Here is a 25594-nt window from a genome sequence, read left to right as displayed (position 1 = left end):
CCTCACTCGTCCACGCCGTGTTCGGCGTCAAGGCGGTTCATGCGCCAGGTGTAGAAGAAGATCAGCGCGATGAAGCACAGGATCGACCCCTGTTGCGCGAACCAGAATCCCAGATCCGTTCCGCCCACCGAAATGCCCGACAGCAGCGGCCGCAGGATGATGCCGAAGCCGTAGGACACCAGCGCCCAGATCGCGAGGCAGATGTAGATGATGCGTAGATTGGCCTGCCAATAGGCATTCGAGGATTGTCTGTCACTCATGTCCCTAGGTCCCTCCCTGTTCAGACATGTCTGTCACTCCGCCCTAGTGTTCTTCCAAGCCCGTCCCCGGCGATGGGCGCGGGCAGGTTTGCGGGGACGCCAAGGCCCCCGGCCGGTCGTCAGCCGCGGTTCATGCGGTTGGCGATCAGATCGTCCACGACCTCGGGTTCGGCCAGGGTCGAGGTGTCGCCCAGGGTGCCGTGGTCGTTTTCCGCGATCTTGCGCAGAATGCGGCGCATGATCTTGCCCGACCGCGTCTTGGGCAGGCCCGGCGCCCACTGGATCAGGTCCGGCTTGGCAATCGGGCCGATCTCGGTGCGGACCCATTTCTCCAGGTCGGCGCGCAGCTCCTCCGAGGGGTCCACGCCGTTCATAAGCGTGACATAGGCATAGATGCCCTGCCCCTTCATCGGGTGCGGATAGCCAACGACCGCGGCCTCGGCGACCTTCTCATGGGCGACCAGTGCGGATTCGACCTCGGCCGTGCCCATGCGGTGGCCGCTGACGTTGATGACGTCATCGACGCGGCCGGTGATCCAGTAATAGCCGTCCTCGTCCCGCCGGCATCCGTCGCCGGTGAAATAATAGCCGGGATACTGCTGGAAATACGCCTCCTCGAAGCGGGCGTGATCGCCCCACAGGGTCCGCATCTGGCCGGGCCAGCTGTCGCCGATGCACAGCACGCCCTCGGCCGGGTTGCCCTGCTGCACCTCGGCCGAGGCCGCATCCAGGATAACCGGGACCACGCCGAAGAACGGCACCGTGGCCGATCCGGGCTTCGTCTCGATCGCACCGGGCAGCGGCGTGATCAGGTGGCCGCCGGTCTCGGTCTGCCACCAGGTGTCGACGATGGGGCAGCGGCCCTTGCCGACATGTTCGTTGTACCAGTTCCAGGCCTCGGGGTTGATCGGCTCTCCGACGGTACCCAGGATGCGCAGCGACGACAGATCATGTGCCTCGACCGGCTCGGGCCCCTTGGCCATCAGCGCGCGGATGGCGGTCGGTGCGGTATAGAACTGGGTGACCTTGTGCTTGGCGCAGACCTGCCAGAAGCGTCCGGCGTCGGGCCAGGTCGGGACACCCTCGAACATCACGGTCGTGGCGCCGTTGGCCAGCGGGCCATAGACGATATAGCTGTGGCCGGTGACCCAGCCCACATCCGCCGTGCACCAGAAGACGTCGCCGTCCTTGTAGTCGAACGTGTACTGATGCGTCATCGCGGCATAGACCAGATAGCCGCCGGTCGTATGCACGACGCCCTTCGGCTTGCCGGTCGATCCCGACGTATACAGGATGAACAGCGGATCCTCGGCGCCCATGGGGCGGGGCGGACAGTCGGGGGCGACCTGCTCCATCTGCGCCTTGACGTCGATGTCGCGTCCCTCGACCCAGGTGGTCTGGTCGCCGGTATGCTTGACCACAAGGCAGCGCACCTTGTCCGAACAATGCAGCAGCGCCGCGTCGGCGTTCGATTTCAGGTTCGTGCGCCGGCCGCCACGCGGCGCGGTGTCGGCGGTGACCAGAACCTTGGCGCCGCTGTCGTTGATCCGGTTGGCCAGCGCATCGGGCGAAAAGCCCGCGAAGACGATCGAATGGATCGCCCCGATGCGCGCACAGGCCAGCATCGCATAGGCGGCCTCGGGGATCATCGGCAGATAGATCACCACGCGGTCGCCGCGCATCACGCCCTGGCTCAGCAGGACGTTCGCGAACCGGTTCACCTTTTCGGACAGCTGAGCATAGGTGATGTGCTGGGCGGGCGTCTGCGGATCGTCGGGTTCGAAGATGATCGCGGTCTGGTTGGCACGGGTCGGCAGGTGGCGATCGATGCAGTTGACCGAGGCGTTCAGGACCCCGTCCTCGAACCACTTGATGCTGACCTGCCCCAGGGTGAAGTCGGTGTTCTTGACCTTGGTATAGGGCGTCATCCAGTCCAGCCGCTGCCCCTCGCGGGACCAGAAGCCCTGCGGGTCGCGGATCGATTCGTCATACAGCCGCGCATAGTCCTCGGGGCCGGCATGAGCGTCCTCCAGGCCGGCCGGAATGGCGTGTTTGCGAATGTTTTCAGCGGTCATGACTTTCCCCCTCGTCGTCGCCATGCTGCAGCCCGGCCGCGACGACCCCTGTCAGGGTGTGGGCGCAACGCTGCGTCGCCACCATGTTAATCACAGATGAGGGAACAAGTTAACTTGTTTTTTATAAAAGGAAATTTTGTAAATGAATTGACTTGAGGATCACCGATCCTGTCAATGCTTCACAAACGGGCAGGGTCGTCCGCAACCGTGACGCTGCCATGCAGTCCCGCCCGCAGCACCGGCCGCGCATGAACCGCCACGACCCGGGTTCCGCGGCGCGCCGCCGGTCGGACAGGTCGCGGATCATCTGGGCGCCACTTCGGTCGATCAGCATGACCTGTGACATGTCCAGAAGCAGCAGGCGGGGATGCGCGTCGATCCGGGCCAGCGCCCCCTCGATCCGCGCGACGGAGCCGAAGAAGACCGGCCCGGACAGATGGATCACCATCCGGTCCGCCGGGCCATCGGGGTCGGTTGCGGGAGCATGGGCGGTCCCCTCGCGCGACATCCGCGCGATGAACAGCATCCCGGTCAGCGCCATGCCGATCAGGATGCCGGTCGTCAGATCATGCAGGATCACGCCCAGGAAGGTCGCGACCATCACCCCCGCCTCGGCCCGGTCGATGCGGGTCAGGCTGATCATCGCGTGCCATTCGATCATTTTCCAAGCGACGACCATCAGAAGCCCCGCCAGGCCGGCCAGGGGAATGGCCCCGACCAGCGGCGCGGCGACGATCAGGAAGCCCAGCAGCAGCGCGGCGTGGATCATCCCCGATGCCGGGCCGCGGCTGCCGGCCTTCACGTTGGTCGCCGTCCGCGCGATGGTGCCGGTGACGCAAAAGCCGCCGAACAGACCCGCCCCGATATTGGCAAGCCCCTGCCCGATCAGCTCGTCATCGGGACGCATGCGGGTCCCGGCCATCTGGTCGGCGACCATCGCCGACAGGAGCGACTCGATCGCCCCCAGCAAGGTGAAGCCCACCGCGAAGGGCAGCGCCGCCTGAACGGACGCCCAGTCCAGCGCGGGCAGCATCGGCATCGGCAGACCGGCCGGCAGCGCGCCGAAGCGATCAAAGACCGATGGCGCGTCCAGCACCTGTGCGGCAAGGGTGGCGGCGACGATCCCCAGCAGCAGCGCCGGCAGTCGGGGCGCCAGGCGCTGTGCGAACACGATCACCGCGACCGCGGTCAGCGCGACGCCGATGACCTGCGGATCAGCCGTGGCACGGGCCTGCCACAGGGCGGACAGCTTGGGCAGCAGCGCGGCAGGTTCGGGCACGGACAGCGTCAGGCCCAACAGGTCGCGCAGCTGGCTTGCGGCGATGATCACCGCAATCCCGGCAGTGAACCCCAGGATCACCGGATAGGGCACCAGTCGCATCGTGCCGCCAAGACGCAGCAGGCCCAGCACCGCCAGCATGGCACCGGACAGCATCGTGGCCACGATCAGGCCGTCGATGCCGATCGCCGCGACGCAGCCCGCGACCAGCACGATGAACGCGCCCGCCGGGCCGCCGATCTGGTGGCGTGACCCGCCCATGGCGCTGACCAGAAACCCGCCAACGATGGCCGTGACCAGCCCGCGGTCGGGACCGACGCCACTGGCGATGGCGATCGCCAGAGACAGCGGCAGCGCCACGATGGCGACCGTAAGTCCTGCCTGCAGGTCCTTGAGATCGAATGAAAGATCCAGAAAGGCGGGGCGATAGCCCATGGATCCTCCAAACATGGCCTTGGGCCGAGGTTGCCCCCGGCCCAAGGCGCCTGTCAACAGCATGATCGTGCTATTGCGGGCGATCCATCCGCGCATAGATGCAGACCCGGCCGCGCAGGGGCTGTGACCAGGTCAGCCGGATCTGGCGCTTTGACGTGCCCGAATCCGGCACGACCGTCGGCGTCGCATCGACACGGGCGCCGCTGGTCGACTGCAGCGCGACCTCGGTCACGACGGACTGGACGGACCGCGCCCAGCCCTGGAATGGCAGGCCGGTCAGGACCGGCGTGGTCCAGGTCGCCGTGGCGGTGTTCTGGGTCAGCTGGATCATCAGCGGGTTCGACACATAGGTGTTGATGCCGTTGAAGGTGTTGGCCTCGAACTGCAGGTTACGCATGCTGTTGTAGTTCAGGTCGGCGATCGAGGTGTCGACCCGGTCGATCCGCTCCACGTTGCCGTAAAGCGCCTTGAAGACGTTCCCCACGACGTTCAGCCCCTGGATGAAATGCCCCGAGCCATAGGGCTTGACGGTGATCCAGGTGAACCACGCAACGGTGTTCGAACACAGGAAGGTGTTGCCCGTCAGGGTCAGGCCGCCAAAGCTGAACTCGGACCCAGTGAAGTTCGGGATGGCGCTGTGTTCGTTGGTCCATTCGATCGAGGCGTTGTCGATATAGTTGCCCGACACCGTCGTCTGCACGTTGGGCTGGGTCAGCACCAGGCCCGCATAGCGCAGCCCCTGCCCCGACCCGTCGCCCTGGAACCAGTGGTTGCCGCTGATGATGTGGCCGCCGCCGTTCGCCACCATGAAATGCGCGAACCGCACGAAGCGGTTGTTGCGGATCTTGATGTCGTTGGCGTTCACGTTGATCGCGACCGTGGTGCGCTGTTGCGCCGGCAGGTCGAGGTCGTTCGAGATGAACTGGCAGTTGTCGACCAGCAGGTCCTGGCAGCCGCGCCCGATCGAGGTGATCGCCCGGTCCATCGGACGGGTGAAGTAGCAATCGGCGAACTGGATCATCTCTCCCTGCTGGGGCAGCATCACGCCACTGGAGATGCGGTCGCAGCCGAAATCGACCTTGGAGAAGTTCAGGCGGCTCAGTTCGCGCACGCCCGAAAAGTCGAACAGATAGCGATAGCGTTCAAAACTGTACTGCCGCGTCCCCGCGCCGCCATAAAGCGGCTGCGACAGGGTCAGCGTGCCCTGGGCGACGTTCTTGGCGTTCACATAGACCTCGCGGCCGACGCCGCTGCCGATGATGCGGCTGCCGACCTCGATGGCCGCGACATTGGCGACGTTGCTCAGCAGATAGGGCTGGGCCGGGTTGTACGTGCCGGGGCTGGTCGCGCGGCCGGTCTGCCATGCGGGGCCGGGCTTTGCCTGGATCGAGCCGTTCTGGATCACCCGGCGGTTCGCGAACCCCTCCAGCGTGGGCGCCAGTTCGGCCAGCATCAGCGGTTCGCCCAGGTCCACGCGGCGCCCGCCAAGGTCCAGAGAGATGTGGTCGGTATAGCCCAGCAGCGCCTGCAGCGCCTTTTTCATGCCAAGCGTCTCGTCGCCGAAGGCGTCCGCATAGGTCGGAAAATCAAAGCTGCGCAGCAGCGACACGCGTGTCGAGGGCGGGGTGATGAGGCGGCCCTTGAAACGGATGCGGCTGTTGATCGACAGGTCGCCCGAAATGAAGAACGTCCCTGCGGGCACCACGATCGATCCGCCCGCCGCCGCCTGGTCCGCCGCCAGGAACGCAGCCCGGTCGTTCGTGACGCCATCGCCGACCGCGCCGAAATCGCGCACGTCCACCCAGTCCAGCAACGACGGCACGAACGCCGCGGTGATATCGTCGATACGGATCGATTCAACCCGGAACGCCCCGCCATTGGCGCCCACCAGGTCCAGACCGAAATGCCCATAGACCGCGCGCGTGCCCCACGGCAGATCGACGCCCGGCCGGTTGCCGACGCCGACGATGGCGCTGACCTCGACCACCTCGCCGTAGTTGCGCAGCGCGACAGTCGTCCCCGCGGTGACCAGGCCCGCGACCGCGTTGCGCGACCCGTCGCCCGCCCAGCCCGCGATGCGCACGCTGGCCAGCGGGCCGGCGACGATCTTGACCCGCGCCGACACGCGCAGATAGACGCCGGGGATCATCGGCGTCTCTCCCATGAAGCGCAGGCTGGTCGTGGTCTGCTGCTTGACGACCTCGAAGCAGGGACCGAAATCCTGGTCGGCGGGAACGATGCCGGCATTGCCCGCATCGGCCCAGGTAGGACTGCCCGATGTGCCGTCGCTGCGCGACCAGACGCCCAAGCCCGCCCTGAAGGCGGGTGGGGTCAGCAAAAGCCCGTTGGTGATCGCTATGTTCATCGGCTATCCCTTCCGTATCGGCATGGCGGGCGGGTCCGGGAAGACCCGCCGTGATGCGGACAGAAATAGTTGATGAAAGGTTAACGGGGCCTGAACGCAGCGTGCGCTGCAACGGCCCCGTCCGCAACGTCAGCCGTGGTTCAGGACCAGCTTGCCGTCAAGCGCGTCCCGGATCAGGTCACGGGTCTCATCCACGCCGTAAAGCGCGATGAAGCCGCCGAACCGGGGCCCCTGGTCCGCGCCCAGCAGCACCTGGTACAGGGCCGCGAACCAGTCGCGCAGCGGCTCGAACCCGTGCTCCTTGCCGACGGCGAAGACCATCGACTGCAGCGTCTCGGGGTCGGCGGGCTGGTCCCATGCGGCCAGGCGATCGGCCAGGTCCTGCATCGCGGCACGCTCGACTTCGGTGGGTTCGCGGAACTGGCGCGAGGGGGCCACGAAATCGGTGAAATAGCGCAGTGCGAAGCCCGCAGCCTGATCCAGACCGGGATGCGTCTCGGGGCTGGCCTCGGGGGCATAGCGGCGGATGAACCCCCACAGTCCCTCCTTGTCCGCGGCGCCCGCGACGGATGCCAGGTTCAGCAGCATCTGGAACGGGATCGCCATGTCGGACGCGGGCACGTTGCCGCCGTGGATGTGCCAGACAGGGTTCGCCAGCTGCTGTTCGGGGGTCTGGTCGGGAAAGGCGCGCAGCTGCTGGTGGTATTCGTCCACCGCCTTTGGGATCACGTCCAGATGCATCCGCTTGGCCGTCTTGGGCTTGAGATACATGAAATAGGACAGGCTTTCCGTGGACGCATAGGTCAGCCAGTCGTCGATCGACAGGCCGTTGCCCTTGGATTTGCTGATCTTCTGGCCGTCCTGATCCAGGAACAGCTCATAGGTGAAATGCTCGGGCTTTTTGCCGCCCAGGATCTCGCAGATGCGGTCATAGATCGGCGTGTTGGTGCTGTGATCCTTGCCATACATCTCGAAGTCGACGTCCAGCGCGGCCCAACGTGCACCGAAATCGGGCTTCCACTGCAGCTTCACATTGCCGCCGGTGACCGGCAGGGTGATCTCCTCGCCGTCCTCGTCAAACGTGATGGTCCCGGCCTTGGCGTCGACATGCTTGATCGGCACATACAGCACGCGGCCCGTCTTGGGGCTGATCGGCAGGAAGCAGGAATAGGTCTGCTGACGCTCTTCGCGCAGGGATGCCAGCATCACCGCCATGATGTCGTCATAGCGTTCGGCGGCGCGCAGCAGCACCGCATCGAACTGGCCGGACTTGTAGAACTCGGTCGCGCTGACGAATTCGTAGTCGAACCCGAACGTGTCCAGAAAGCGGCGCAGCATGGCGTTGTTGTGACCGCCAAAGCTGTCATATTCGCCGAACGGATCGGGGACCGAGGTCAGGGGAAGCTGCAGGTGCTCCTTCAGCATCTCCTGGTCGGGGACGTTCTCGGGGACCTTGCGCATGCCGTCCAGATCGTCCGAGAAACAGATCAGCCGCGTCGGGATGTCGCTGATCTCCTGAAAGGCGCGGCGGATCATCGTCGTGCGCGCGACCTCTCCGAAGGTGCCGATATGGGGCAGGCCCGAGGGGCCATAGCCCGTCTCGAACAGGACATAGCCCTTTTCGGGGGGCTGCTTCTCGTACCGTTTCAGCACCCGGCGCGCTTCTTCGAACGGCCAGGCCTTCGATTGCATCGCGGCGTCGCGCAGGGTGGTCATGGTCGGATCTCCTGTTGAGGTCCGGAACGCTTATTGAAAGCGCCGCAGATCGTCAATAATTTGCACCCGAACGAAGCGGAGTGTACCATGACCATCGACCTGCCTTCCCTGTCCCCCTGCGATGCGCTTGTCGCGGTGATGGTGGCGGTGTCCTGCTCGGACAGCACCATCCGCACATCCGAACTGGTGGCGATCCAGCGGATGGTCGACCATGCGCCGGTCTTTGCGGCCTATGACGACGACCGCATCCGGCCGATCAGCCAGACCGTGATGACGCTGTTCGACGAAGAGGATGGCGTGGACGCGCTGTTCGGCCTGATCCGCGACGCGCTGCCCGAGAAGCTCTATGAGACGGCCTATGCGCTTGCCTGCGATGTGGGCGCGGCCGACGGACGCCTGTACGAGGGCGAGGTCATGATGCTGGCCGAGATCCGCGACCAGTTGAACATCAGCCGCCTGCACGCCGCGGCGATCGAGCTGTCGGCCCGCGTGCGCCACATGACCGTCTAGGCCAGACGACCCGCGAAACTGTTCAGCAGATCGGCCTGCAGCGCCTTGGCCTGCCGTGTCCAGGTGCTGACCCCTGCGGGCAGTTCCTCTCCGATGGTGGCCCGGCGACGCACGGCATCGGCGCAAAAGATGGTGAACACGCCTTCGGTTCCCGACGTCCCGGTGACATATCCGGCCAGGTTCGACACAAAGTTCAGCGTCCCGGTCTTGGCCGCGACCGGCGCGTTGACTAGGTGGTCGTCATCGGCCAGCGGATTGCGCCGCATCAGGCGCGACAACAGCAGATCGCGCCCCGGCCCCGCCAGCACGCGCGTCATCGCATAGGGGCTGATCCGGCTGGCATCCGACAGGCCCGAATGATCGGCAAGACGCATCCCCTGCCCCAGCCCGTCCAGCCAGCCGCGCATCGCCTGTCCCGACTGCACCAGATCGGGCGCACCGCTGGCATGCAGTCCAAGCGCCTCGGCCGTCAGGTTCGTGGAATATTCCAGCATGTCGCGGACCAGCGCCTCGACCGGGGGGCTGTCATGATGCGCGATGTCCTGGCCCGCTGGCAGGCGGTCGATGACGTCTGGCGCGGGCAGGACCAGACCGCGGGCGCGGCACAGCGTCTGGAACACGTCCGCCGCATAAAGTTCGGGCAGGCGTACCGGCAGCCACCGGCTGCCCGTTCGACGCATCGCAGCGCGCGACACCGTCCAATATTCGCGTTCCAGATCATGGTGATAGGAGAACAGGTCGGACTGGTCGCCCGGCATCGCGGTGACGGTATAGGCGCGGGGGGAATTGTCGGCCGCCCGCGCCTCGACGCTGATCTGATGATCGACGCCCACGCGGGTCCAGCCCAGATGGACGCGGTTGAAGTTCAGCATCAGCCCCGAGATGGCGGGGTTGTAAGGCAGATGATCGTCCTGTTCGGGGGCGATTTCGGCGATGCCGGGCAAGGCGCCGCCCCAGACCGCAAAGCGCGCGGGGCTTGGGGTCTTCAGCCCGACAAGATCGTCGGCCAGACGCGCCAGGTCATCGGTGGTCAGCACAGGGTCGCCGCCGCCCGCCAGGATCAGCGTGTCCCCTGCCCTGATCACCCGCGTGCGGAACCGATGGGCCGGGCCAAGCCGGTCCAGCGCATAAAGCGCGGTGATCGCCTTCATCGTGCTCGCCGGCGCCAGCAGCGCCCCCGCCTGGCGCAGGGCCAGCGGTTCGGTCCCGTCGGTCAGCGCAAAGGCCACCCGCCCGGGCAGACCAGACCGCACGACAAGATCGCCGGGTTCCGGAACAGGTCGCGGCCGGGGGCGCAGGTCCAGCCCTTGCGCGGATAAGGTACCGGGGGCCAGGGTCGCGGCCGCAATCATGGTCAGCATTCGGCGTCGGTTCAGCGTCATCGCAGCCCTTTCCGCAGTTCGGTGGAGGACAGGCCCGACATCGGCAGGTTCAAAAGCACCCAGGCCGGCGGCCGTGCCTGTGCCAGCAAAGCGGCCCGCGCTTCCGGCAGGCGCGCGCGGCGCAGGATGGTGGACGCAACGGCATGACGCGCCGCCAGCCGCGATCCGGGCCGGGCCATCACGGCAATGGGCACCTGGTCGGCGATTACGCGCCAGCGGTCCCAATGGTGAAACTGCACCATGTTGTCGGACCCCATCAGCCAGACGAACCGCACCCCTGGATAAAGCCGCGCAAGCGCGTGCAGGGTATCCGCCGTCTTGCGCAAGCCAAGCTTGGCCTCGATGTCGGTGACAAGGATTCGGGGATCGCGGGCGTTGGCACGGGCGGCGGCCATGCGCGTCGCCAACGGCGCGGGGCCGTGCGCCTTGAGCGGGTTTCCGGGAGAGACCAGCCACCAGACCCGGTCAAGACCCAGCCTGCGCAGGGCGACCTGGCTGATCAGCAGGTGCCCCTGATGGGCCGGATCGAAGGACCCGCCCAGAATGCCGATGCGCTGGCCTGGCCGCGCGAGGGGAAAGCCCGTTCGCATCCGGCCCGATTAGCGCAAGGCGGCGCCCGCGCCAAGCACGCGGACCGCAAAAAGGGGGTGCCGGACCCACGGCCCGGCACCCCTTGGCGTCATTTCACGGTGATGCGGCCATCGACATAGGGGGCATAGCCCTCCTGACGCGCGCCCAGATAATCCGCCACCACTTCGGCCAGGTCGGGTCCGAAATCATAGGCGTTCTGGCCGCCCGTCGCGAAGACCTCGTACCCGTCGCCGCCCCCGCGCATGTAGTTGTTGGTGGCGACGCCATAGGTCGCCGCAGGATCGATGGGCACCCATTCGCCATCCTGTTGCACCATCACCTCGCTGATGCGCGCGCCCGATTCAGCAGCAGGATCGACGGTATATTTCAGTCCTGCCACCTGCGCGAAACGGCCTGCGGCCTCCTCGTACTGGCTGGCGCCGTTCTCCAGTGCGGCGACGATATCGGCACCGGTCAGCTGAAAGGTCGACAGGACGTTCTGGAACGGCAGGACGGTATAGACCTCGCCCATCGTCACCTCGCCTTCGTCGATAGACGCGCGCAGTCCGCCACCGTTCTGGATGGCGATGGTGACGCCCTGATCCGCTACGCGGTCCAGCATGGCGTCGGCCACAAGATTGCCCATCTCGCATTCCCGCGCACGACAGACGTCCCGGTCGCCGTTGATCGGCGCCGAGGTGCTGGCCACCACCTCCTCGCGCAGCGCGGCGATGGGTTCGGCCATCTCGGCCACGCGCGCAGCGATCGCCTCGTCCTCGGGAACCGAGGCGTCCAGCAGAATGGGCTCGCCCTCGACCGACGTCAGAACGCCCGCATCATCGAAGGTCAGCGTCAGATGGCCCAGATACTTGCCATAGGCATAGACCTGCGCCACCGGCACCTTCGCGCCGTCAGCCCCGTCCACCATGGTGGGATAGGCCGCCGTCGCGCCCTCCATGTCACCCAGCAGGGTGTGAGAGTGGCCACCGATAACCGCATCGATCCCCGGCACCTCGGCTGCCAGTTCCAGATCGCGCAGATAGCCGACATGGGTCAGGGCGATGACCTTGTCGACGCCCTGATCGGCCAGTTCCGCCGCTGCCGCAGCAAGGCTGTCGGCGTCATCCTGAAAGATGACATTAGGCCCGGGCGACGCCGTTTCAGGCGTGTCCATGGCCAGGGCCGAGACGATGCCGATCTTGTGGTCGCCGACCTCCAGGATGGTGTGCTTGGCGACCTTGTCGGCCAGCACGTTCGACTGGGAAACGTCGATGTTGCTGGACAGGACCGGAAAGTCGACGCCGTCGGTCAGTACCGCCAGACCCTCGGGTCCGTCGTCGAACTCATGGTTTCCGACCGCCATCGCGTCATATCCGATGGCGTTCATGAACTCGACCACCTCCGTGCCCTTGTAGGTCGTGTAGAACAACGATCCCTGGTACTGATCGCCTGCATCCAGCACGATAACGTTCCCGCCCTCGGCCGTGATCCGGTCGCGCAGTTCCTTGATCTTGGTGGCGATGCGGGCCATCCCGCCAAAGCATTCGCCCGCGGCGGTCTGTTCCGCATCGCATGTGCTGTCGCGGTCGCTGATCGGCTCGATCCGGCTGTGGACGTCATTCGTGTGAAGAATGTGCAGAACGGTTTCGGCCTGCGCGGTTCCTGCGAACAGCGCGATGGCGGATGCGGCGGCAAGAAGGCGTCGTGTCATCCCTGATTCCCTATGTGGCCCTGTTGGTTGGCCCCGGCAGCTTGGCGCAGCCGACGGGGGGGGTCAAACCTTCAGGTCCCTGGGCGGCATGGAGGCCGATGACGTCTTGACCCGCAGCCCCGGGCGGAGGCAAATGCCGCCATGCAGATCTTCAAGGTATTTCGCGCGGCCGAATGGGCCCAGATGCAGCAGGACGGCCGCACCCTCGGGGCGCCCGTCGATCTGGCCGACGGCTATATCCACTTTTCAACGGCCCAGCAGCTGTCGGTGACATTGTCCAAGCATTTTGCGAATGAGGACGGGCTGATCCTGCTGTCATGCGATCCGGACGCCCTGGCGCCCGATCTGCGGTGGGAGCCGTCGCGCGGCGGGGCGCTGTTCCCGCATCTGTACCGGGCATTGACGCTGGCGGATGTGCAATGGTCGCGACCCATTGGCCTGACCGACGCGGGTCACGACACCGGGATCGTGCCATGAGCGTGGTCGAAAAGCTGGGACTTGCCGCGCTGCACCGCATTGACCCCGAACGGGCGCACGACCTGTCGATCGCGGCGCTGGCACGCGGTGTGGTGCCGCTGCACGGTCGAGCCGTGACATCCGACAGGTTGCAGGTGTCTCTGGCGGGAATGACGTTGCCCAACCCGATTGGCCTTGCTGCGGGATACGACAAGAACGCGCGCGTCATCGCCCCCCTGATGCGGTCCGGCTTCGGCTTTCTGGAGGTCGGGGCCGCCACACCGCGATCGCAACCGGGCAATCCCAAACCGCGCCTGTTCCGACTGACGGAACAACAAGCCATCATCAACCGGTTCGGCTTCAACAACGAAGGTGCGGACGTGATCGGCCGGCGCCTGGCGGCGCGTCCCGCGGGCGTGCCGGTCGGATTGAACCTAGGCGCCAACAAGGACAGCACGGACCGGGCCGAGGACTTTGCCCAGGTCCTGCGCGTCGCGGGACAATCAGCGGATTTCGTGACCGTCAACGTCTCGTCGCCGAACACGGAACGCCTGCGCGACTTGCAGGGGGCAGAGGCACTGTCTGCCTTGCTGGACCGGGTTCTGACAACGCGGGACGGCCTGGCGAAGCGCGTGCCGGTTTTCGTCAAGATCGCCCCGGATCTGACCGACACTGAAATCGCGCAGGTCGCGTCGGTCGCCATGAATGCGAAGCTGGACGGCATCATCGCCACGAACACGACGCTGTCGCGTGACGGCATCACCGGACCGCATGCCGGACAGGCAGGTGGGCTTTCAGGTCGCCCCTTGTTCGCCCGGTCCACCCGCGTCCTTTCCCTGCTGTATCGGGAAACGAAAGGCGCTTTGCCGCTTGTCGGCGTCGGCGGTATTACCAGCGTGGACGATGTGTGGGAGAAGCTGCGAGCCGGCGCCACGGCGGTGCAGATCTATTCGGCCATGATCTATCAGGGACTGTCGATTGCGCCCCGCCTGGCAGAGGCGCTGGACGACCGGCTGACCCGCCAGCGCATCACCCTCGACGAGTTGAGAGGCAGCGCCAGCGCCGACTGACCCTAGCTGTAGTCGTCGGCGCCCAGCAGCTGGTTCATGCTGTGCGACGGTTCAGGGCAACCTGCGTCGCCAATGACGCGGGCGGGGACGCCCGCGACGGTCTTGCAGGACGGGACCTCGTGCAGCACGACCGACCCGGCCGCGATCCGCGAATGGTGCCCGACGCGGATGTTGCCCAGAACCTTGGCGCCCGCGCCGATCAGCACGCCGTCGCCGATCTTGGGATGACGGTCGCCATCCTCCTTGCCGGTCCCTCCAAGCGTCACGGAATGCAGCATCGACACGTCGTTGCCGACAGTCGCCGTCTCACCGATGACGATGGAATGGGCGTGATCCATCATGATGCCCGTGCCGATGCGCGCTGCGGGATGGATGTCCACCCCAAAGCATTCCGAACACCGCATCTGGACGAAGTACGACAGATCCTTGCGATCCTGCTGCCACAGCCAATGCGCCATCCGATAGGCCTGCAGCGCCTGGAACCCCTTGAAGAACAGCAGCGGCTGGATCAGCCGATGTGTCGCCGGATCGCGGTCATAGACCGCCATCAGGTCGGCCCGCGCGGCGTCCCCCAGTTCGGGGGCATTGGCATAGGCATGATCGGCGATCTCGCGCAGGATCTGTTCGCTCATCTCGCCCGATGCCAGCTTCAGCGACAGCCGATAGGCCAGTGCTGCCTCAAGGCTCTTGTGATGCAAAAGCCCCGCATGGATCAGCGCACCCAACAGCGGCTCGGCGGCGGCTGCCGCCCGCCCCTCGTCGCGCAGCTGCGCCCAGATCGCATCACGGTCCAGGGACAGCGGTGTCTTTTCGGTATGCAGCATGTTCATCTTGGGCCCGCCCGGTCTGTCAGACCTCCTACATAGGACAGAATGCGGTCCGGGAAAAGACGGGCGGGCCCGGTCGATCAGTTCGGTAGCCGCATTTCCAGCCAATGCACCGCCAGAGAGATGCGCCCGCCCGTGAACGTGCCGCCCTCGGCCGTGACGATCAGCGGATCGGCCTGGTAATAGGCCATGGGCGAACCAAGCATCCCCCTTGCCCATGAATCCTGCTGCTTGCCGAGGCCCTGACCGAAGCGGTTCAACGCCCCCGCCGTACCAAGACGCCAGCCGGTCAGCGAACCGGTCAGGGTGGCCGTGACCCGTCCGACAGCTCCGATCACCAGCGCACCCGCCGGGATGAAGACCCCGGTCACCGTGCTGCTGCCCGTGCCCAGGATGACCTCGCCCTCGGCCATCCCGGTGACTAGGCCCGACCCGCGGCTGCCCATGCTCATCGCGCCGACGATCCAGGCAGTGCCGTCATGGATGGCCTCCACCCCCCTGTCGGCGACGAAACAGCGCATGCCGCGGGACGGCGGCAGAAAGACCCACCCGCCGTTCGATCCGACGGCGATGCGCCCCGTCTGCCCCACCCATGCCCCCGTGGGCGCCGCGGGAACGCCCCAGCACTGGCCATCCAGAACCGTTGCCGGGGGCGTCTGCGTCGACATGCTCTGCAGCACAAGGTTCACCATGCCGTCCAGCCGCATCAGCGCCTCGTTGACGGTGACGTGCTTCTGGGCCTGCGCGGGCTGCAACAGGGCCATCTGAAGGCGCGCGGTTTCACTGGGCATTGAAGTCTCTCCTTGCAAAGGGGCCGCGCCCGAAGGTCTGCGACAATTGGGCCACCTCGATCGTGACCTGTCCGGGCTGCAACTGGTCGCGGACCGCCGCGGGGATGGTCCATGACGGGTCTGCGTCTGGGCTTCGGCGACGACTTGCCCCGCCTGGATCAAGCGCAGCAGGTAGCGTTCCGATTCCTCGCCAAGCGGAACGTCGGCGCCGTCCCAGCCATCACCCTCGATCCGGCTGCGCCTGATCCAGGTGATGTCATTGCCCTGCTTGCGCAGGTGGCAGGGTGCATAGGGCCGCAGCCCGATCCCCGGCGCGACCGTCGTACGGCTGCGGTAGCTGGTGTCGTCCGGCGCCCGCAGGGCCGGACCCACCCGCCAGAACCGCTCCTGGCCGCGAGTGGAGGGTGGCAGGGCGACCTGGCGCGGGCTGCCATCCAGCAGCACGACCAGACTGCCAGCGGGCCAGACATCCGGCATGATCGCATCCGTGCCGGCCTGCCCACGCAGGCGGCGGCTGATCTGCCAGGTGTCCGGCGCCACCAGCTCTGCGTTCGCGAACTGCATGATCTCCCATCGGGTCAGGCTGCCGTCCCCGATCGCAATCGCGTTCGCACCCGACAGCAACGCGCGTTCATTCACGGACCGCAACGGATCGCGAAGCATCCGCAGATGCAGCGGTTCGCCCCGGTCGATCAGACCCGGGCTTGCACGCCCCAATGGCGTCAGCGTCCGACCGATCAGGGCGCGGCGTTGCAGCATCAGGTTCAGGTCGAACCCGCCCTCGGCCTCGGCGGAGCCATAGACCGCGACCGATCCCGGCCAGGGATGGGCCGCGACCGCCAGCCACGGGGCATGCGGAACCTCGTCGCCCCGCAGCAGGGGCAGGTCCATGAACACCGGGAACACGGGCATCGGCGGCAGATAGCGGCCGATACCGCCCTGATCCTGATGCGCCAGACGCGGCGTGTAGAGGCCGGGGTCGACCCTGACGGCATCGACCGTGATGGCGCCCGCACGCTCGACCCGGTCGATCCGCCAGCGGCGGCTCTCCTGCCCCGGCATATGCGTCACGACAACGTCGCCAGGGCCAAGATCCGCACGTGATGGCGAAAGCGCGAACCGTGCCGTATCGCGCGCCACCTCGGCCTCAGCGATCCAGCGGTCGGTGATGGCGCGCCCTTCCGGGCGGGTCAGCACCATGTCCAGTTCGCTTTCGGACACGGCGCGACGGTCGATATCCGTCAAGCTGGCCTCGGCCGTCGCGACCGCATAGTCGCCCCCTGCCGCGACATGGCTGAGGCGCAACTGACCGATGTTCGCAGATTCCATCTGACGGACGGTTTCGAACCCGGTCACGTCGCCGGTGATGGCCAGGTCATCGGGTCCGATCTGCGCGCGTGCCAGTCCGTCACGCGAGACGAACTTCAGCACGCCGTCGCGCTCTACCGCGTCGAAACCATGTGCCAGCATCAGGGGCTGCAATGCGGCCCGCCCGGATTCGGAACCCTGCAGGGCATAGCCCCGCACCACGCCTGATACTCTCGACACATCAACGGCCGTCACACCCGCACCCTTGCAGATGTCCGTGACCACCGCGCGCAGCGTGACGGCGCCCGCACGCCCATTCAGCCAGTGTCCGCGATCCCACGCAGGACCGTCCGACCACAGATCACCACGCCCCGGAAAGGCCGGATAGGGCCGCGCGTCCCAGCACCAGACATGCGCACGGTCCACGTCCAGCATCCGCATGCCATCGGCATTGACCGGGTTGTTGGCGGGGTCGCACCAATGCGCCATCGTCGCCTCGACATAGGCAGCTTGGATCGCATCGTTCCGCGTACCGTTGGAGAAATGCGGCAGCATGCTCTCGGAAGACATCGCGTCCAGGAACTTGTTCGGCTGGTTCGTCGCCTTGTCCAGCGCGGCGCAGCCGAACTCGGTGAACCAGATCGGCTTCGACCCGGGCACCCATGCGGTCGCTTCCCTCTGCCGCACACCACCGGGGCGGTTGTAGTGCAGGTTCTGCCACCAGCCCGTCAAGTCCTTGTAACGCCAGACCCAGGCCTCGTCATAGGCACCGTCCGTAATGGGCGTACGGTTCTGTGTCAGACGGTCGGCGTCGCTGGCATAGAACCAATCGTACCCCTCTCCTCCCGCGACATTGGCGCGCAGATAGTCGATATTGTCGATCCGACCCCAGGACGCATCCAGATGGTCGTCGCCATCGCGCCAGTCGGACAGCGGCATATAGTTGTCGATGCCGATGAAATCGATGTTCGGGTCTGCCCACAGCGGGTCCAGATGAAAGAACAGCTCTCCATTTCCGGGGTGATGGCCAAAATATTCCGACCAGTCACTGGCATAGCCGATCTTGACGTTCGGCCCAAGGATGCCGCGGACGTCCGCAGCCAAGCGGCGCAGGGCCGCCACGGCGGGATAGGTGTTTCCCGGACCGCGGATCTGGGTCATCGCGACCATCTCGGACCCGATCAAAAAGGCATCGATGCCGCCCGCCGCCGCGCAGACATGGGCATAGTGCAAAATGAACCGCCGGTACGACCATTCGGCCGGACCGGAATAGGTAACGGCCTCACCGATGCGCGCGAAATCGGTCGGAGCAGCCGATCCGAAGAACGCGGCCACCTGATCGACGGCGGCCAACGTGCCGTCGGTGGTGCCGGTCCGGCCGGGGGCGACGCTGGTCGTGATGCGGCCGCGCCAGGGCATGGCAGGCTGTTCGGTCGCGCCGTAAGGGTCGGTCAATCCGTTGCCGCCCAGTTGCTCCATCAGGATGAACGGATAGAAGATCGCCTTGCGCCCCGACGCCGACAGCGCCCTGAGCCCCTCGATCACCGAGCGGTCAGACGGCGTGCCGCCATAGATCGGACGTCCATCCTTGCGCGCGACCTCGGCCGCGTCCGCACGGCCGATGCCACCCGCGCGCCACGGCATCTCCGCCCCGTCGACCTGACGGTATTCGACCTTGGGCTGCACGCGGCACTGACCGATGCGCAGATCGCTGCCGAACCAGGACACGATCAACGACACCGAACCCACATTCGGCAGTTCGCGCCCCAGGACATCCAGCGATGCGCGAAAGTCGGTCCCGCCCATCGGCGTGTTCGTGTTGAAGCTGCGGCTTTCGCCCAGGTCACCGCTTTCGGTCACAGGCGTCGTGGCCAGCGAATACTCCCCCGTGCCGGGGATCAGGGCGACGGCCCGGACGTCGCGCGACAGGCCGCTGCCGTCACGTGCCGGGCATGTCACCTCAAAGCTAAGCTGCGGCATGCGGTTGCCCCACCGCTCCAGGCTCAGGTTCTCCAAAACGACATAGGCCGTCCCGCGATAGGCAGGGGCCGCGTCGCCTTCGATGGCGGCGATCACGGGGTCCGGCATCTGCGCCTCGCCACCACGATAGATCCGCATGTTCAGATCCGCCTGTGCAATCTCCTCGCCATCGGCCCAGACCCGGCCCACTGACAGGATCGGACCTTCGGCCAACGCCAATGCGACAGACAGACGATAGCTGATCTGGGTCACCTGGGTGCTGGGCGCGCCCTTGCCACCACCCGCATTCTCGGACCGCGTGACCTCTTCAAGGTCGGATGCCCAGATGACATGCCCAGGCAGGCGCATCTGTCCCCAGATCCGGGGGATGGCCATGCCCTCTCCGGCTGTCTGGATGCGAAGGCGGTCGATCCGGCCCGTCTCGACGGCCTTCGCCCCACCGCCCAGCAGGCGCTGATCGATGGCACGACCCAGGACGGCTCCTGCCGCACGGCCCAGAACGGCACCCGACAGCCCAAGGACCGCCCCCCCCGAAACCTCCGCCAAGCGACGCACCCACGGCAGACAGGACAATCGTGGCCATAAGGGCCTCCTTCGTTCGAATTGGTCAGGGAAAGCGGAACCGTGCCACGATTCTGGATTGCCACGGAGGGGTCAGCGGACTGTCGATGACACCGTGGCCGGTATAGGCATGCAGAAACCGGGGGGCATCGCCCGCGGCCGACAGGATGCCCAAGTGCTTGGCGATGGCGCCCTGCCGCATCCGAAACAACAGCACCTGCCCTGGCTGCCAGTCCGCATCATCGACCGGACGCAGGTGCCGCATGGCCGCGGACAGCAGCACTTCGGTGCTGCCGCATTCGGCCCAATCGGCGGTATAGGCCGGGGGCGCCTCAGGCTCCGCCCCATACAGGTCGCGCCAGACGCCGCGGATCAGCCCGAGGCAATCCGAGCCACTGCCCCGGACGCTGGCCTGATGGACATAAGGCGTGCCCAGCCACAGCCGGGCGGCATCGACGACCGGGCTATCCATTCCGGCGTCCTGCCTGAGGCGCCATCAGCCAATCCTCGGACGGCAGATGAGGAAACCCGCGGAAGTTCAGATGATTGCGAAACTTCAGCCGGCACGTATCCGCAGCCTTGTTGCATCCTGCCGTCAGTCGGATCTGGTCGCCGGTGGCGGGCAGAATGCCCAGACTGGACCACAGCTCGATAATCCTCTGGCCACCGGGGCGTGCAGTGTCGTTCTTGATCGCACCATGCAGACCTTGCGCTGCTCCGGACAGAACCTCCAGCCGCCCATGATCGAACCACGCCGCGTCAAAGGCCGGAAATGCGGTGAACGTGAAGACGCGTCCATCGTCCATAACCTGAACCTGGCGCAGCATGCTCAGACTTTCCGCGCTCAGGTCGACCCTGCACGCCCCATCGCCAAGGCGCGCGCTGCACCGGGGATGATAGACGCGCCCCTGCGGCGCGTTCAGCGCCTCTGACAGGCCGCGAAGCTCGGCGCGGAAGGCCCCGTTCGCACGCGAGACCTCGCCCAAAGACCCGCGAAACACCAGCTTTCGACTGGTGACATCGCTCCAGTCGACCTCCCACATGCGCAGTTCTGCCTGGTCCCACCGACCGGTCATGAGGTCGCGCTCGGTGATCGCATCATCGTTCAGCGCCCCGACCGCCTCGGAGTTGTCGACCGACAGGCCGGTTCCCTGAACCAACGCCCGCGCGGTCAGGCCGCGGTCAGGGCGAAAGGTCACCCCGCCAAAGACCAGTCGCTGGTCATGATCGGTAAAGCCAAGCGTAAGACCATCGGTGCGCCGCACCGACCAAGCGCGTGCAACTGTCGTCGTCGTCATACCCGAACCTCCACGACCGGAATGTCGGGAACCTGCCCGGCCTGGAACGACGCGACGGACACTGCGATCCGGTCCGTGTCGAAGCGCACCGGAACGTCGAATTCGAACCCGGCAGAGATGTCCGCGCCCGCCTCCGGGGCCTCGTCAAAGATGATGCGCCCGGCAACATGGTCTACGGCATAGTTGATGCCGACGAACACCTCTGCCCCCCCGATCCCGGCGCGCACGGAACCCTGGACCGGCTTGGTCACGGGCCGACGATAGACCGTCGCCCCGGATCGATAGGCCTTCGACAACGGAAAGACGCGCGTTTGCCCGTCCCCGACCGCGATCACCTGATCGCCGAATGCCGGGGCCGCTGACGGTAGACAACTCTTGTAGTCGGACCAATCCTTCCACCGAAACCCGTGCAGCTGCCCCGCACGCGCCTCGAAAAAGGCGATGACCTCCGACAGGTCGTCCAACGACCTCAGGCCCATGCCCGCGTCAAAGCGGCGAAGCGCATGCGTCCAGGGTGTGTTGCGCTCCTCGAACCCGCTGGCCAGCGCCACGATCTCGGTGCGCCGCTCGGGACCGCCGATGGCGCCAAAGGACAGGTTCGTCGGAAATCTTACGTCGTGAAACGCCATCGTTTGCCTCCTTTCAGCTGTTTCGCTCGCCGCGGGCCAGCACGCGCGACATCTGCGCCGCGATCTGCGACTGGCTGCGCTGGAACCCGGCCACGTCGGGGGTCTGGATGTTGAACGTCACGTTCACCGATCCCCCTCCCCCGGCTGCGGCAACGCCCAGCTTGCCGTCGGGACCGCGCCGCAGCGGCATGATCGCCTCTGGCCCGGCCTCGCCCATCAGCCCCTGACCGCCGCGCATCGGAAATGCCGTTGGTCCGGAGACGACATCTCCGGCCATGGTGCGTCCGTTGGCGAATGCCCCGCCCTTGGCAAAGGGCATCACCCCGCCCAGCATCCCGCCGATGCCGCCCGCGATCGACCCTGCCAAAGCGTTCTCGACGGGCTTCATGGCGATGCCATAGACGGTATCGGCCAGCGACTGCCCAATCGATTTCAACGCGTCCGACAGCTTGCCGCCGTCCAGGACCAAGCCGTCGATGGCGCGGCCCAAGCCACGCTCAAGCCCCGAGGACAGGGTACCGACCTCGCGCGTGGTGAACATCATCGACTGGCGCAACCTGCCCAGTTCGGCCTGGAACTCCTGCGTCATGCGGGAATTGCGGCCCAGGTCGTCGTCCAGTTGGTCCAGCGCAGTGCCGGTCCCGTCACGTGTGGTCATCTTGATGATCCCCCGTCGTTTCAGCCAAGACCACGCCCGCCGGTGCAGGCGCGTCGGGATATCGAGCTGCCAGATCGGCCAGCCGGTCACGGGTCATGCGGGGCGCCGTCGGACCCATGCCCAGCATCAGGCCCAATTCGGCGGGGGTCAGTGCCCAGAACTGATCGGGATGCAGACGCAGCCCCTGCAGGCCCGCCCGCATCAGGCCCGCCCAGTCCAGCCCCCCGGCGCGCCCGGTCATGCAGGCGCCCGAAAGGCCAAGGCCAGCAGGCGGGCGGCAACGCGGGCGGCCTCCAGCGGACCCCCGTCGATCTGCACCGCCGTCAGATCACCCGCCTGCCCCGTCCAGCCGCCGCCGCGCAGCCCGGCCACCAGCACGGCCAGGATCTCGCGGCTGGAGAAATGCCCGGCGTCAAGACGGGCGACCAGCCCGGTCAACCCGTCCGCCTCAAGCTGCGCCTCCAGTTCGGCCAGGGCGCCCAAGGTTAGGCGCGCGACATGCGGCCGGCCATCCAGCATCAGCGACACCTCGCCGCGCATCGGATTGGCCATCACAGCGCCACGAAGGTCAGCGCCCCCGCCGAAGCCAGCGACATCTCATAGGTCGCCTCTCCGTCGTAGCTGCCCGCGTACTCCAGGCCGGTGATCTGGAACCGGCCCTCCACGGTGCCGAAATCGGGGATGATGACCTGGAACAACGGGATTTCGCTGTCAAAGAACGCCTGGCGGGCGCGCCCGTCGGTGGCCGCGTCGCGGAACACGCCGGATCCGGCGATCGACGCGCTGCGCACGCCGGCACCGCCCAACAGCTCGCGCCAGCCACCGGCGCTGTCCATGCTGGTCACGTCGACGGTGTCGGCGTTGAAGGACAGGCGAGTCGCACGCAGGCCCGCCACGGTCTCGAACGTGCCGTTGCCCGACATATCCATCTTGATCAGCAGATCACGTCCGCTTTGCACTGCCATTGTCCCATCTCCTCAGTTCAGATCGATGCGCGCGCGAAAGGTCAGGTCGACCTGACGAGCCGCGCCGCTTTTCACCCGCCGCGCGGTTGCGCGCAGGAACCACAAACCCGCCAGCTGTCCGCGCGACAGCACCAGTCCGCCCGCCTCCAGCGCATCGGCCACGGCGACCGCTGCGGCCTTGACCGCGCCGAAGCCCGCCCCACTGTCGCTGCCCGCCATGACCGAGATCACGAAATCATGCCGCGATCCGCGTGCCGTGGAATCGCTGGCGTCACGCACCTCCTCGGGACCAAGCGAGACATAGATCCCGCTTGGCGCCGTCACAGGCATCGCGTCGAAAATCGCATCGCCCACCAAATCCGCCAGCGCCTCGTTCGTGCGCAGCTGCTGATAGACGGCCGCCTGCAAGGCGACCCCTGCCCCATAGCTCATGTCAGATCCTCCTCGCGCGCAAAGCAGTCCAGATACCGACCGGACGGATCGCTCTCCGCGACCGCCTCGATCTGGAACAACCGTGTTCCCTGGCGCAGCCGCTGCCCCGGCCGCGGGCGTCGCGCATCACCCACAGGCGCGGCGCGCAGCGTGATGCGCCATTGGACCACGCTGATCATTCCCGCGCCGGTCCCCTGTTCGCGACCCGACCGCGCCTCCATCTGCGCCCACAGCCAGCCCAGTTGACGCCACCGCGTCTCATAGCCGCCCAAGCCGTCCGCGATCCGGTCGGATGTCTCCAGCGCCAGCCGCGTCGACAGGTTCGGGGCGGCCATCAGCGCCACTCCCGGCTGCCGCGCCCGGCCAGGGTGCGGACCGCGCGCCAGCGCTCGATCAGCGCGCTGACACCAAAGGGCAGTGCATGACGCAAACCATCCTGGCTGCGATCGTCGTAATAACGCGCGGCCAACAGGATGACCGCCTGCGCCAGATCCGCCGGAACCTGGGACCAGGCATCCCCGAAGCCCGCCAGAAACGTGATCGTCACCGTCCCCCGCCGCGGAATCGACGGCAGCACGACCCCGGTCGGCAGGATCACGGGGCGCTGTCCGTCCGGGACCAGCCGCCACCCCTCGGGGGGCAGGTGGGTCAGCGTGCCGTTCCCGTCGTCGATCTCGATGCGCTCGACCGAATGCACGGGCGCCAGCGGCAGCGACTGGCCAAGCCGGTCGCGCCAATCGTCCAGCTGCATGCGGAACCGCCGCTTCAGCAGCACCTTGCCGGTGCGCCCCTCGATTGTGGCGATCGCTGCACGCAGAAAGCCCGCCAGTGCCGCCGTCTCAGCGGCGTCGTCGGGCCCTTCGAAACCTTGGGCCAGACGCAAATGCGCGCGCAGGGCGGCCACCGGCAGCGCCTCCGCCGCGGGCGCCGTTTCCTCTATCAGCATCATGTTGCGAACCTCCCGTCGTGCCGTCCGCATGTTCCACCAAAGCCGGGGCCCCCGAACGGGGCCCCGGCTGTCTTGCAGGCAAAAGGGAAGCGGGGCGCGCCGCACGCCGGCCATCAGCGCGCGCGGACAGTTGCTAAACCGGAATGCCCGGCACCAGGCGCGCCCCTCCCTCATCCGATCCCTCGGGGGATCAGATGAAGCGCAGCAGCCTGACGGCGCGGAAATCGGTGATCCCGCCGCCGACACGCTTGGTGGCATAGAACAGCACGTGCGGCTTGGCGCTGAACGGGTCGCGCAGCACGCGCAGGTCGGGACGCTCGACGATCGTGTAGGCCGCGCGGAAATCACCGAACGCGATCGAGAACGAGCTCGTCGTCATGTCGGGCATGTCCTCGCTGATCATCACCGGATAACCCAGCAGCTGGGGCACCTGGCCCACGCTCAGCGCATCGGTCCAAAGGAAGCGGCCGTCGGCATCCTTCATCTTGCGCACCCGCGCTGCCGTCTTCGAGTTCATCAGGAACGAGGCGTTCGAGCGATACTCCGCGCCCAGAGAGTAGATCAGGTCGATCAGGCAATCCATCGGCGCAGCGGCCGGGAAATCGCCAGCCGCGGTGGTGGCGACGAAGCCGATCTGGGCCGTGGTCGCGGTCGCCGCAGGCGCGGTGGGATAGCTCAGCAGGCCGCGCGGCTTGTCGACGCCGTCGCCGCGCAGAAAGGCGTTGGCCTCGGACCGGGCGAACTTCTCGGCGATGCGCTCGGCCAGCCAGCCCTCGACATCAAAGGCCGCATCGTCCAGCAGGCGCTGGCTGGCACGCGGCATCGCGGACAGCTCGTGGACCGGGATGGCGATGCGGTCCAGGGCCGAGTTCGCGGTCTCGACCGTGGCGGCCTCGGTCGCCCAACCGGCGCCCATGTCGCCACGCTCGACCAGTGCCTCATAGACGCTGCCCTCGATGGTCACCACGTTGGCCAGACGGCGCAGCGACAAGGTGGAATGCAGCGTGTTCTGCACGGTCTCGGCAACCTTGGGTGCGGCCAGAAAACCGCCGTCGCTGGCCACCGACAGCGCCTTCTCCTCGATGGCCAGACCGCGCAGGCCGTCATCGTCGCCGCTGCGCAAATAGGCGTTGAACGCCTTCTGGTGGGGCACCTCGACCTCTGCGGTGGCGGACAGGGGCGCGCGGCCCCGCAGGGCGGTCTTGCGGTCGATCATGGTCATACGCTGTTCCTGTGCGTTGAGCTTGGATTGAATATCTTCACGAAAGCCTTTGAGTTCGCTGACGAACCCCATCATGGCCCCCTTCAGGTCGGCGGGCATGTCGCCGCCGCCCGCGGCCTTCACCTCGGTCATGGTCTTCTCCTCG

At 66.6% G+C, this 25594-nt stretch carries 24 protein-coding genes; 3 read left to right on the top strand and 21 right to left on the bottom strand.

Translation table 11 applies throughout. The features are described from left to right. Positions 1-2: 2 nt before the first annotated feature. The 5 genes from EOJ32_RS09200 to EOJ32_RS09180 form a co-directional block, all read right to left on the bottom strand. The gene (locus EOJ32_RS09200) at positions 3-260 is read right to left on the bottom strand and encodes a DUF4212 domain-containing protein (RefSeq protein ID WP_042244402.1); all 258 of its coding nucleotides are present in this window, start codon (positions 258-260) and stop codon (positions 3-5) included. A gap of 119 nt (positions 261-379) precedes the next feature. Continuing rightward, the gene (gene acs, locus EOJ32_RS09195) at positions 380-2335 is read right to left on the bottom strand and encodes an acetate--CoA ligase (protein ID WP_127898354.1); all 1956 of its coding nucleotides are present in this window, start codon (positions 2333-2335) and stop codon (positions 380-382) included. A gap of 121 nt (positions 2336-2456) precedes the next feature. After that, positions 2457-4049, bottom strand: coding sequence for a SulP family inorganic anion transporter (locus EOJ32_RS09190; RefSeq protein ID WP_240542393.1), 1593 nt, complete (start codon positions 4047-4049; stop codon positions 2457-2459). 70 nt (positions 4050-4119) lie between these two features. After that, positions 4120-6414: a glycosyl hydrolase family 28-related protein gene (locus EOJ32_RS09185; protein WP_127898353.1), complete on the bottom strand. Its 2295-nt coding sequence runs from the start codon at positions 6412-6414 to the stop codon at positions 4120-4122. 129 nt (positions 6415-6543) lie between these two features. Then, positions 6544-8130, bottom strand: coding sequence for a lysine--tRNA ligase (locus EOJ32_RS09180; RefSeq protein ID WP_127898352.1), 1587 nt, complete (start codon positions 8128-8130; stop codon positions 6544-6546). Between the two features lie 87 nt (positions 8131-8217). Here EOJ32_RS09180 and EOJ32_RS09175 point away from each other — a divergent pair, with 87 nt between their 5' ends. Further along, entirely contained in the window at positions 8218-8640 is a 423-nt protein-coding gene (locus EOJ32_RS09175; protein ID WP_045999336.1) for a tellurite resistance TerB family protein, read from the top strand. On the opposite strand, the gene EOJ32_RS09170 is transcribed toward EOJ32_RS09175, so the two are convergent. The 3 genes from EOJ32_RS09170 to EOJ32_RS09160 all read right to left on the bottom strand — a co-directional run bounded on the left by EOJ32_RS09170 (position 8637) and on the right by EOJ32_RS09160 (position 12303). Beyond that, a complete protein-coding gene (locus tag EOJ32_RS09170) occupies positions 8637-10022 on the bottom strand; it encodes a D-alanyl-D-alanine carboxypeptidase (RefSeq protein WP_127898351.1) in 1386 nt (461 codons plus the stop codon). The two genes, EOJ32_RS09175 and EOJ32_RS09170, sit on opposite strands and share 4 nt — an antisense overlap. Next, positions 10019-10612, bottom strand: a complete 594-nt coding sequence (locus EOJ32_RS09165) for a nicotinate-nucleotide adenylyltransferase (RefSeq protein WP_127898350.1) — start codon at positions 10610-10612, stop codon at positions 10019-10021. Before EOJ32_RS09165 ends, EOJ32_RS09170 begins: the two co-directional genes overlap by 4 nt. 89 nt (positions 10613-10701) lie before the next feature. Next, complete coding sequence (locus EOJ32_RS09160; protein ID WP_127898349.1) at positions 10702-12303, bottom strand: bifunctional UDP-sugar hydrolase/5'-nucleotidase; 1602 nt, start codon at positions 12301-12303, stop codon at positions 10702-10704. A gap of 141 nt (positions 12304-12444) precedes the next feature. Between EOJ32_RS09160 and EOJ32_RS09155 the strand changes: the two genes are divergently transcribed. Both EOJ32_RS09155 and EOJ32_RS09150 read left to right on the top strand, forming a co-directional pair. Then, positions 12445-12780 carry a DUF952 domain-containing protein gene (locus tag EOJ32_RS09155; protein ID WP_127898348.1) on the top strand — a complete coding sequence of 112 codons (336 nt, stop codon included), beginning with the start codon at positions 12445-12447 and terminating at the stop codon, positions 12778-12780. Then, complete coding sequence (locus EOJ32_RS09150) at positions 12777-13829, top strand: quinone-dependent dihydroorotate dehydrogenase (RefSeq protein ID WP_127898347.1); 1053 nt, start codon at positions 12777-12779, stop codon at positions 13827-13829. Before EOJ32_RS09155 ends, EOJ32_RS09150 begins: the two co-directional genes overlap by 4 nt. A gap of 2 nt (positions 13830-13831) precedes the next feature. On the opposite strand, the gene cysE is transcribed toward EOJ32_RS09150, so the two are convergent. The 13 genes from cysE to EOJ32_RS09080 all read right to left on the bottom strand — a co-directional run bounded on the left by cysE (position 13832) and on the right by EOJ32_RS09080 (position 25581). After that, positions 13832-14659, bottom strand: a complete 828-nt coding sequence (cysE, locus tag EOJ32_RS09145; protein ID WP_127898346.1) for a serine O-acetyltransferase — start codon at positions 14657-14659, stop codon at positions 13832-13834. 77 nt (positions 14660-14736) lie between these two features. Beyond that, positions 14737-19281, bottom strand: a complete 4545-nt coding sequence (locus tag EOJ32_RS09135) for a glycoside hydrolase TIM-barrel-like domain-containing protein (RefSeq protein ID WP_240542391.1) — start codon at positions 19279-19281, stop codon at positions 14737-14739. A 61-nt stretch (positions 19282-19342) separates the two neighbouring features. Then, complete coding sequence (locus EOJ32_RS09130) at positions 19343-19768, bottom strand: NlpC/P60 family protein (protein WP_127898344.1); 426 nt, start codon at positions 19766-19768, stop codon at positions 19343-19345. After that, complete coding sequence (locus tag EOJ32_RS09125; protein WP_127898343.1) at positions 19761-20594, bottom strand: DUF2163 domain-containing protein; 834 nt, start codon at positions 20592-20594, stop codon at positions 19761-19763. Before EOJ32_RS09125 ends, EOJ32_RS09130 begins: the two co-directional genes overlap by 8 nt. Next, complete coding sequence (locus EOJ32_RS09120; RefSeq protein ID WP_127898342.1) at positions 20591-21223, bottom strand: DUF2460 domain-containing protein; 633 nt, start codon at positions 21221-21223, stop codon at positions 20591-20593. The genes EOJ32_RS09125 and EOJ32_RS09120 overlap by 4 nt, the downstream gene beginning before the upstream one ends. Positions 21224-21236: 13 nt before the next feature. Next, positions 21237-21881 (bottom strand): phage tail tape measure protein, encoded by a 645-nt coding sequence (locus EOJ32_RS09115; protein ID WP_127898341.1) that lies wholly within the window; start codon positions 21879-21881, stop codon positions 21237-21239. Beyond that, entirely contained in the window at positions 21868-22122 is a 255-nt protein-coding gene (locus EOJ32_RS09110; protein WP_127898340.1) for a rcc01693 family protein, read from the bottom strand. The genes EOJ32_RS09115 and EOJ32_RS09110 overlap by 14 nt, the downstream gene beginning before the upstream one ends. After that, positions 22119-22433, bottom strand: a complete 315-nt coding sequence (locus EOJ32_RS09105) for a gene transfer agent family protein (protein WP_127898339.1) — start codon at positions 22431-22433, stop codon at positions 22119-22121. Before EOJ32_RS09105 ends, EOJ32_RS09110 begins: the two co-directional genes overlap by 4 nt. Further along, complete coding sequence (locus EOJ32_RS09100) at positions 22433-22846, bottom strand: phage major tail protein, TP901-1 family (RefSeq protein WP_127898338.1); 414 nt, start codon at positions 22844-22846, stop codon at positions 22433-22435. The genes EOJ32_RS09105 and EOJ32_RS09100 overlap by 1 nt, the downstream gene beginning before the upstream one ends. A gap of 12 nt (positions 22847-22858) precedes the next feature. Continuing rightward, complete coding sequence (locus EOJ32_RS09095; protein ID WP_045999352.1) at positions 22859-23278, bottom strand: DUF3168 domain-containing protein; 420 nt, start codon at positions 23276-23278, stop codon at positions 22859-22861. Continuing rightward, positions 23275-23613, bottom strand: coding sequence for a head-tail adaptor protein (locus EOJ32_RS09090; RefSeq protein ID WP_127898337.1), 339 nt, complete (start codon positions 23611-23613; stop codon positions 23275-23277). The genes EOJ32_RS09095 and EOJ32_RS09090 overlap by 4 nt, the downstream gene beginning before the upstream one ends. Then, a complete protein-coding gene (locus tag EOJ32_RS09085) occupies positions 23613-24227 on the bottom strand; it encodes a hypothetical protein (protein WP_127898336.1) in 615 nt (204 codons plus the stop codon). The genes EOJ32_RS09090 and EOJ32_RS09085 overlap by 1 nt, the downstream gene beginning before the upstream one ends. A gap of 190 nt (positions 24228-24417) precedes the next feature. Continuing rightward, positions 24418-25581 carry a phage major capsid protein gene (locus EOJ32_RS09080; RefSeq protein WP_127898335.1) on the bottom strand — a complete coding sequence of 388 codons (1164 nt, stop codon included), beginning with the start codon at positions 25579-25581 and terminating at the stop codon, positions 24418-24420. Positions 25582-25594 lie beyond the last annotated feature (13 nt).

This window comes from Paracoccus sp. Arc7-R13, from assembly GCF_004010775.1.
GTDB classification, from domain to species: domain Bacteria; phylum Pseudomonadota; class Alphaproteobacteria; order Rhodobacterales; family Rhodobacteraceae; genus Paracoccus; species Paracoccus marcusii.
The sequence above is the reverse complement of the archived record's forward strand: the minus strand, read 5'-3'. Positions and strand labels throughout refer to the sequence as shown.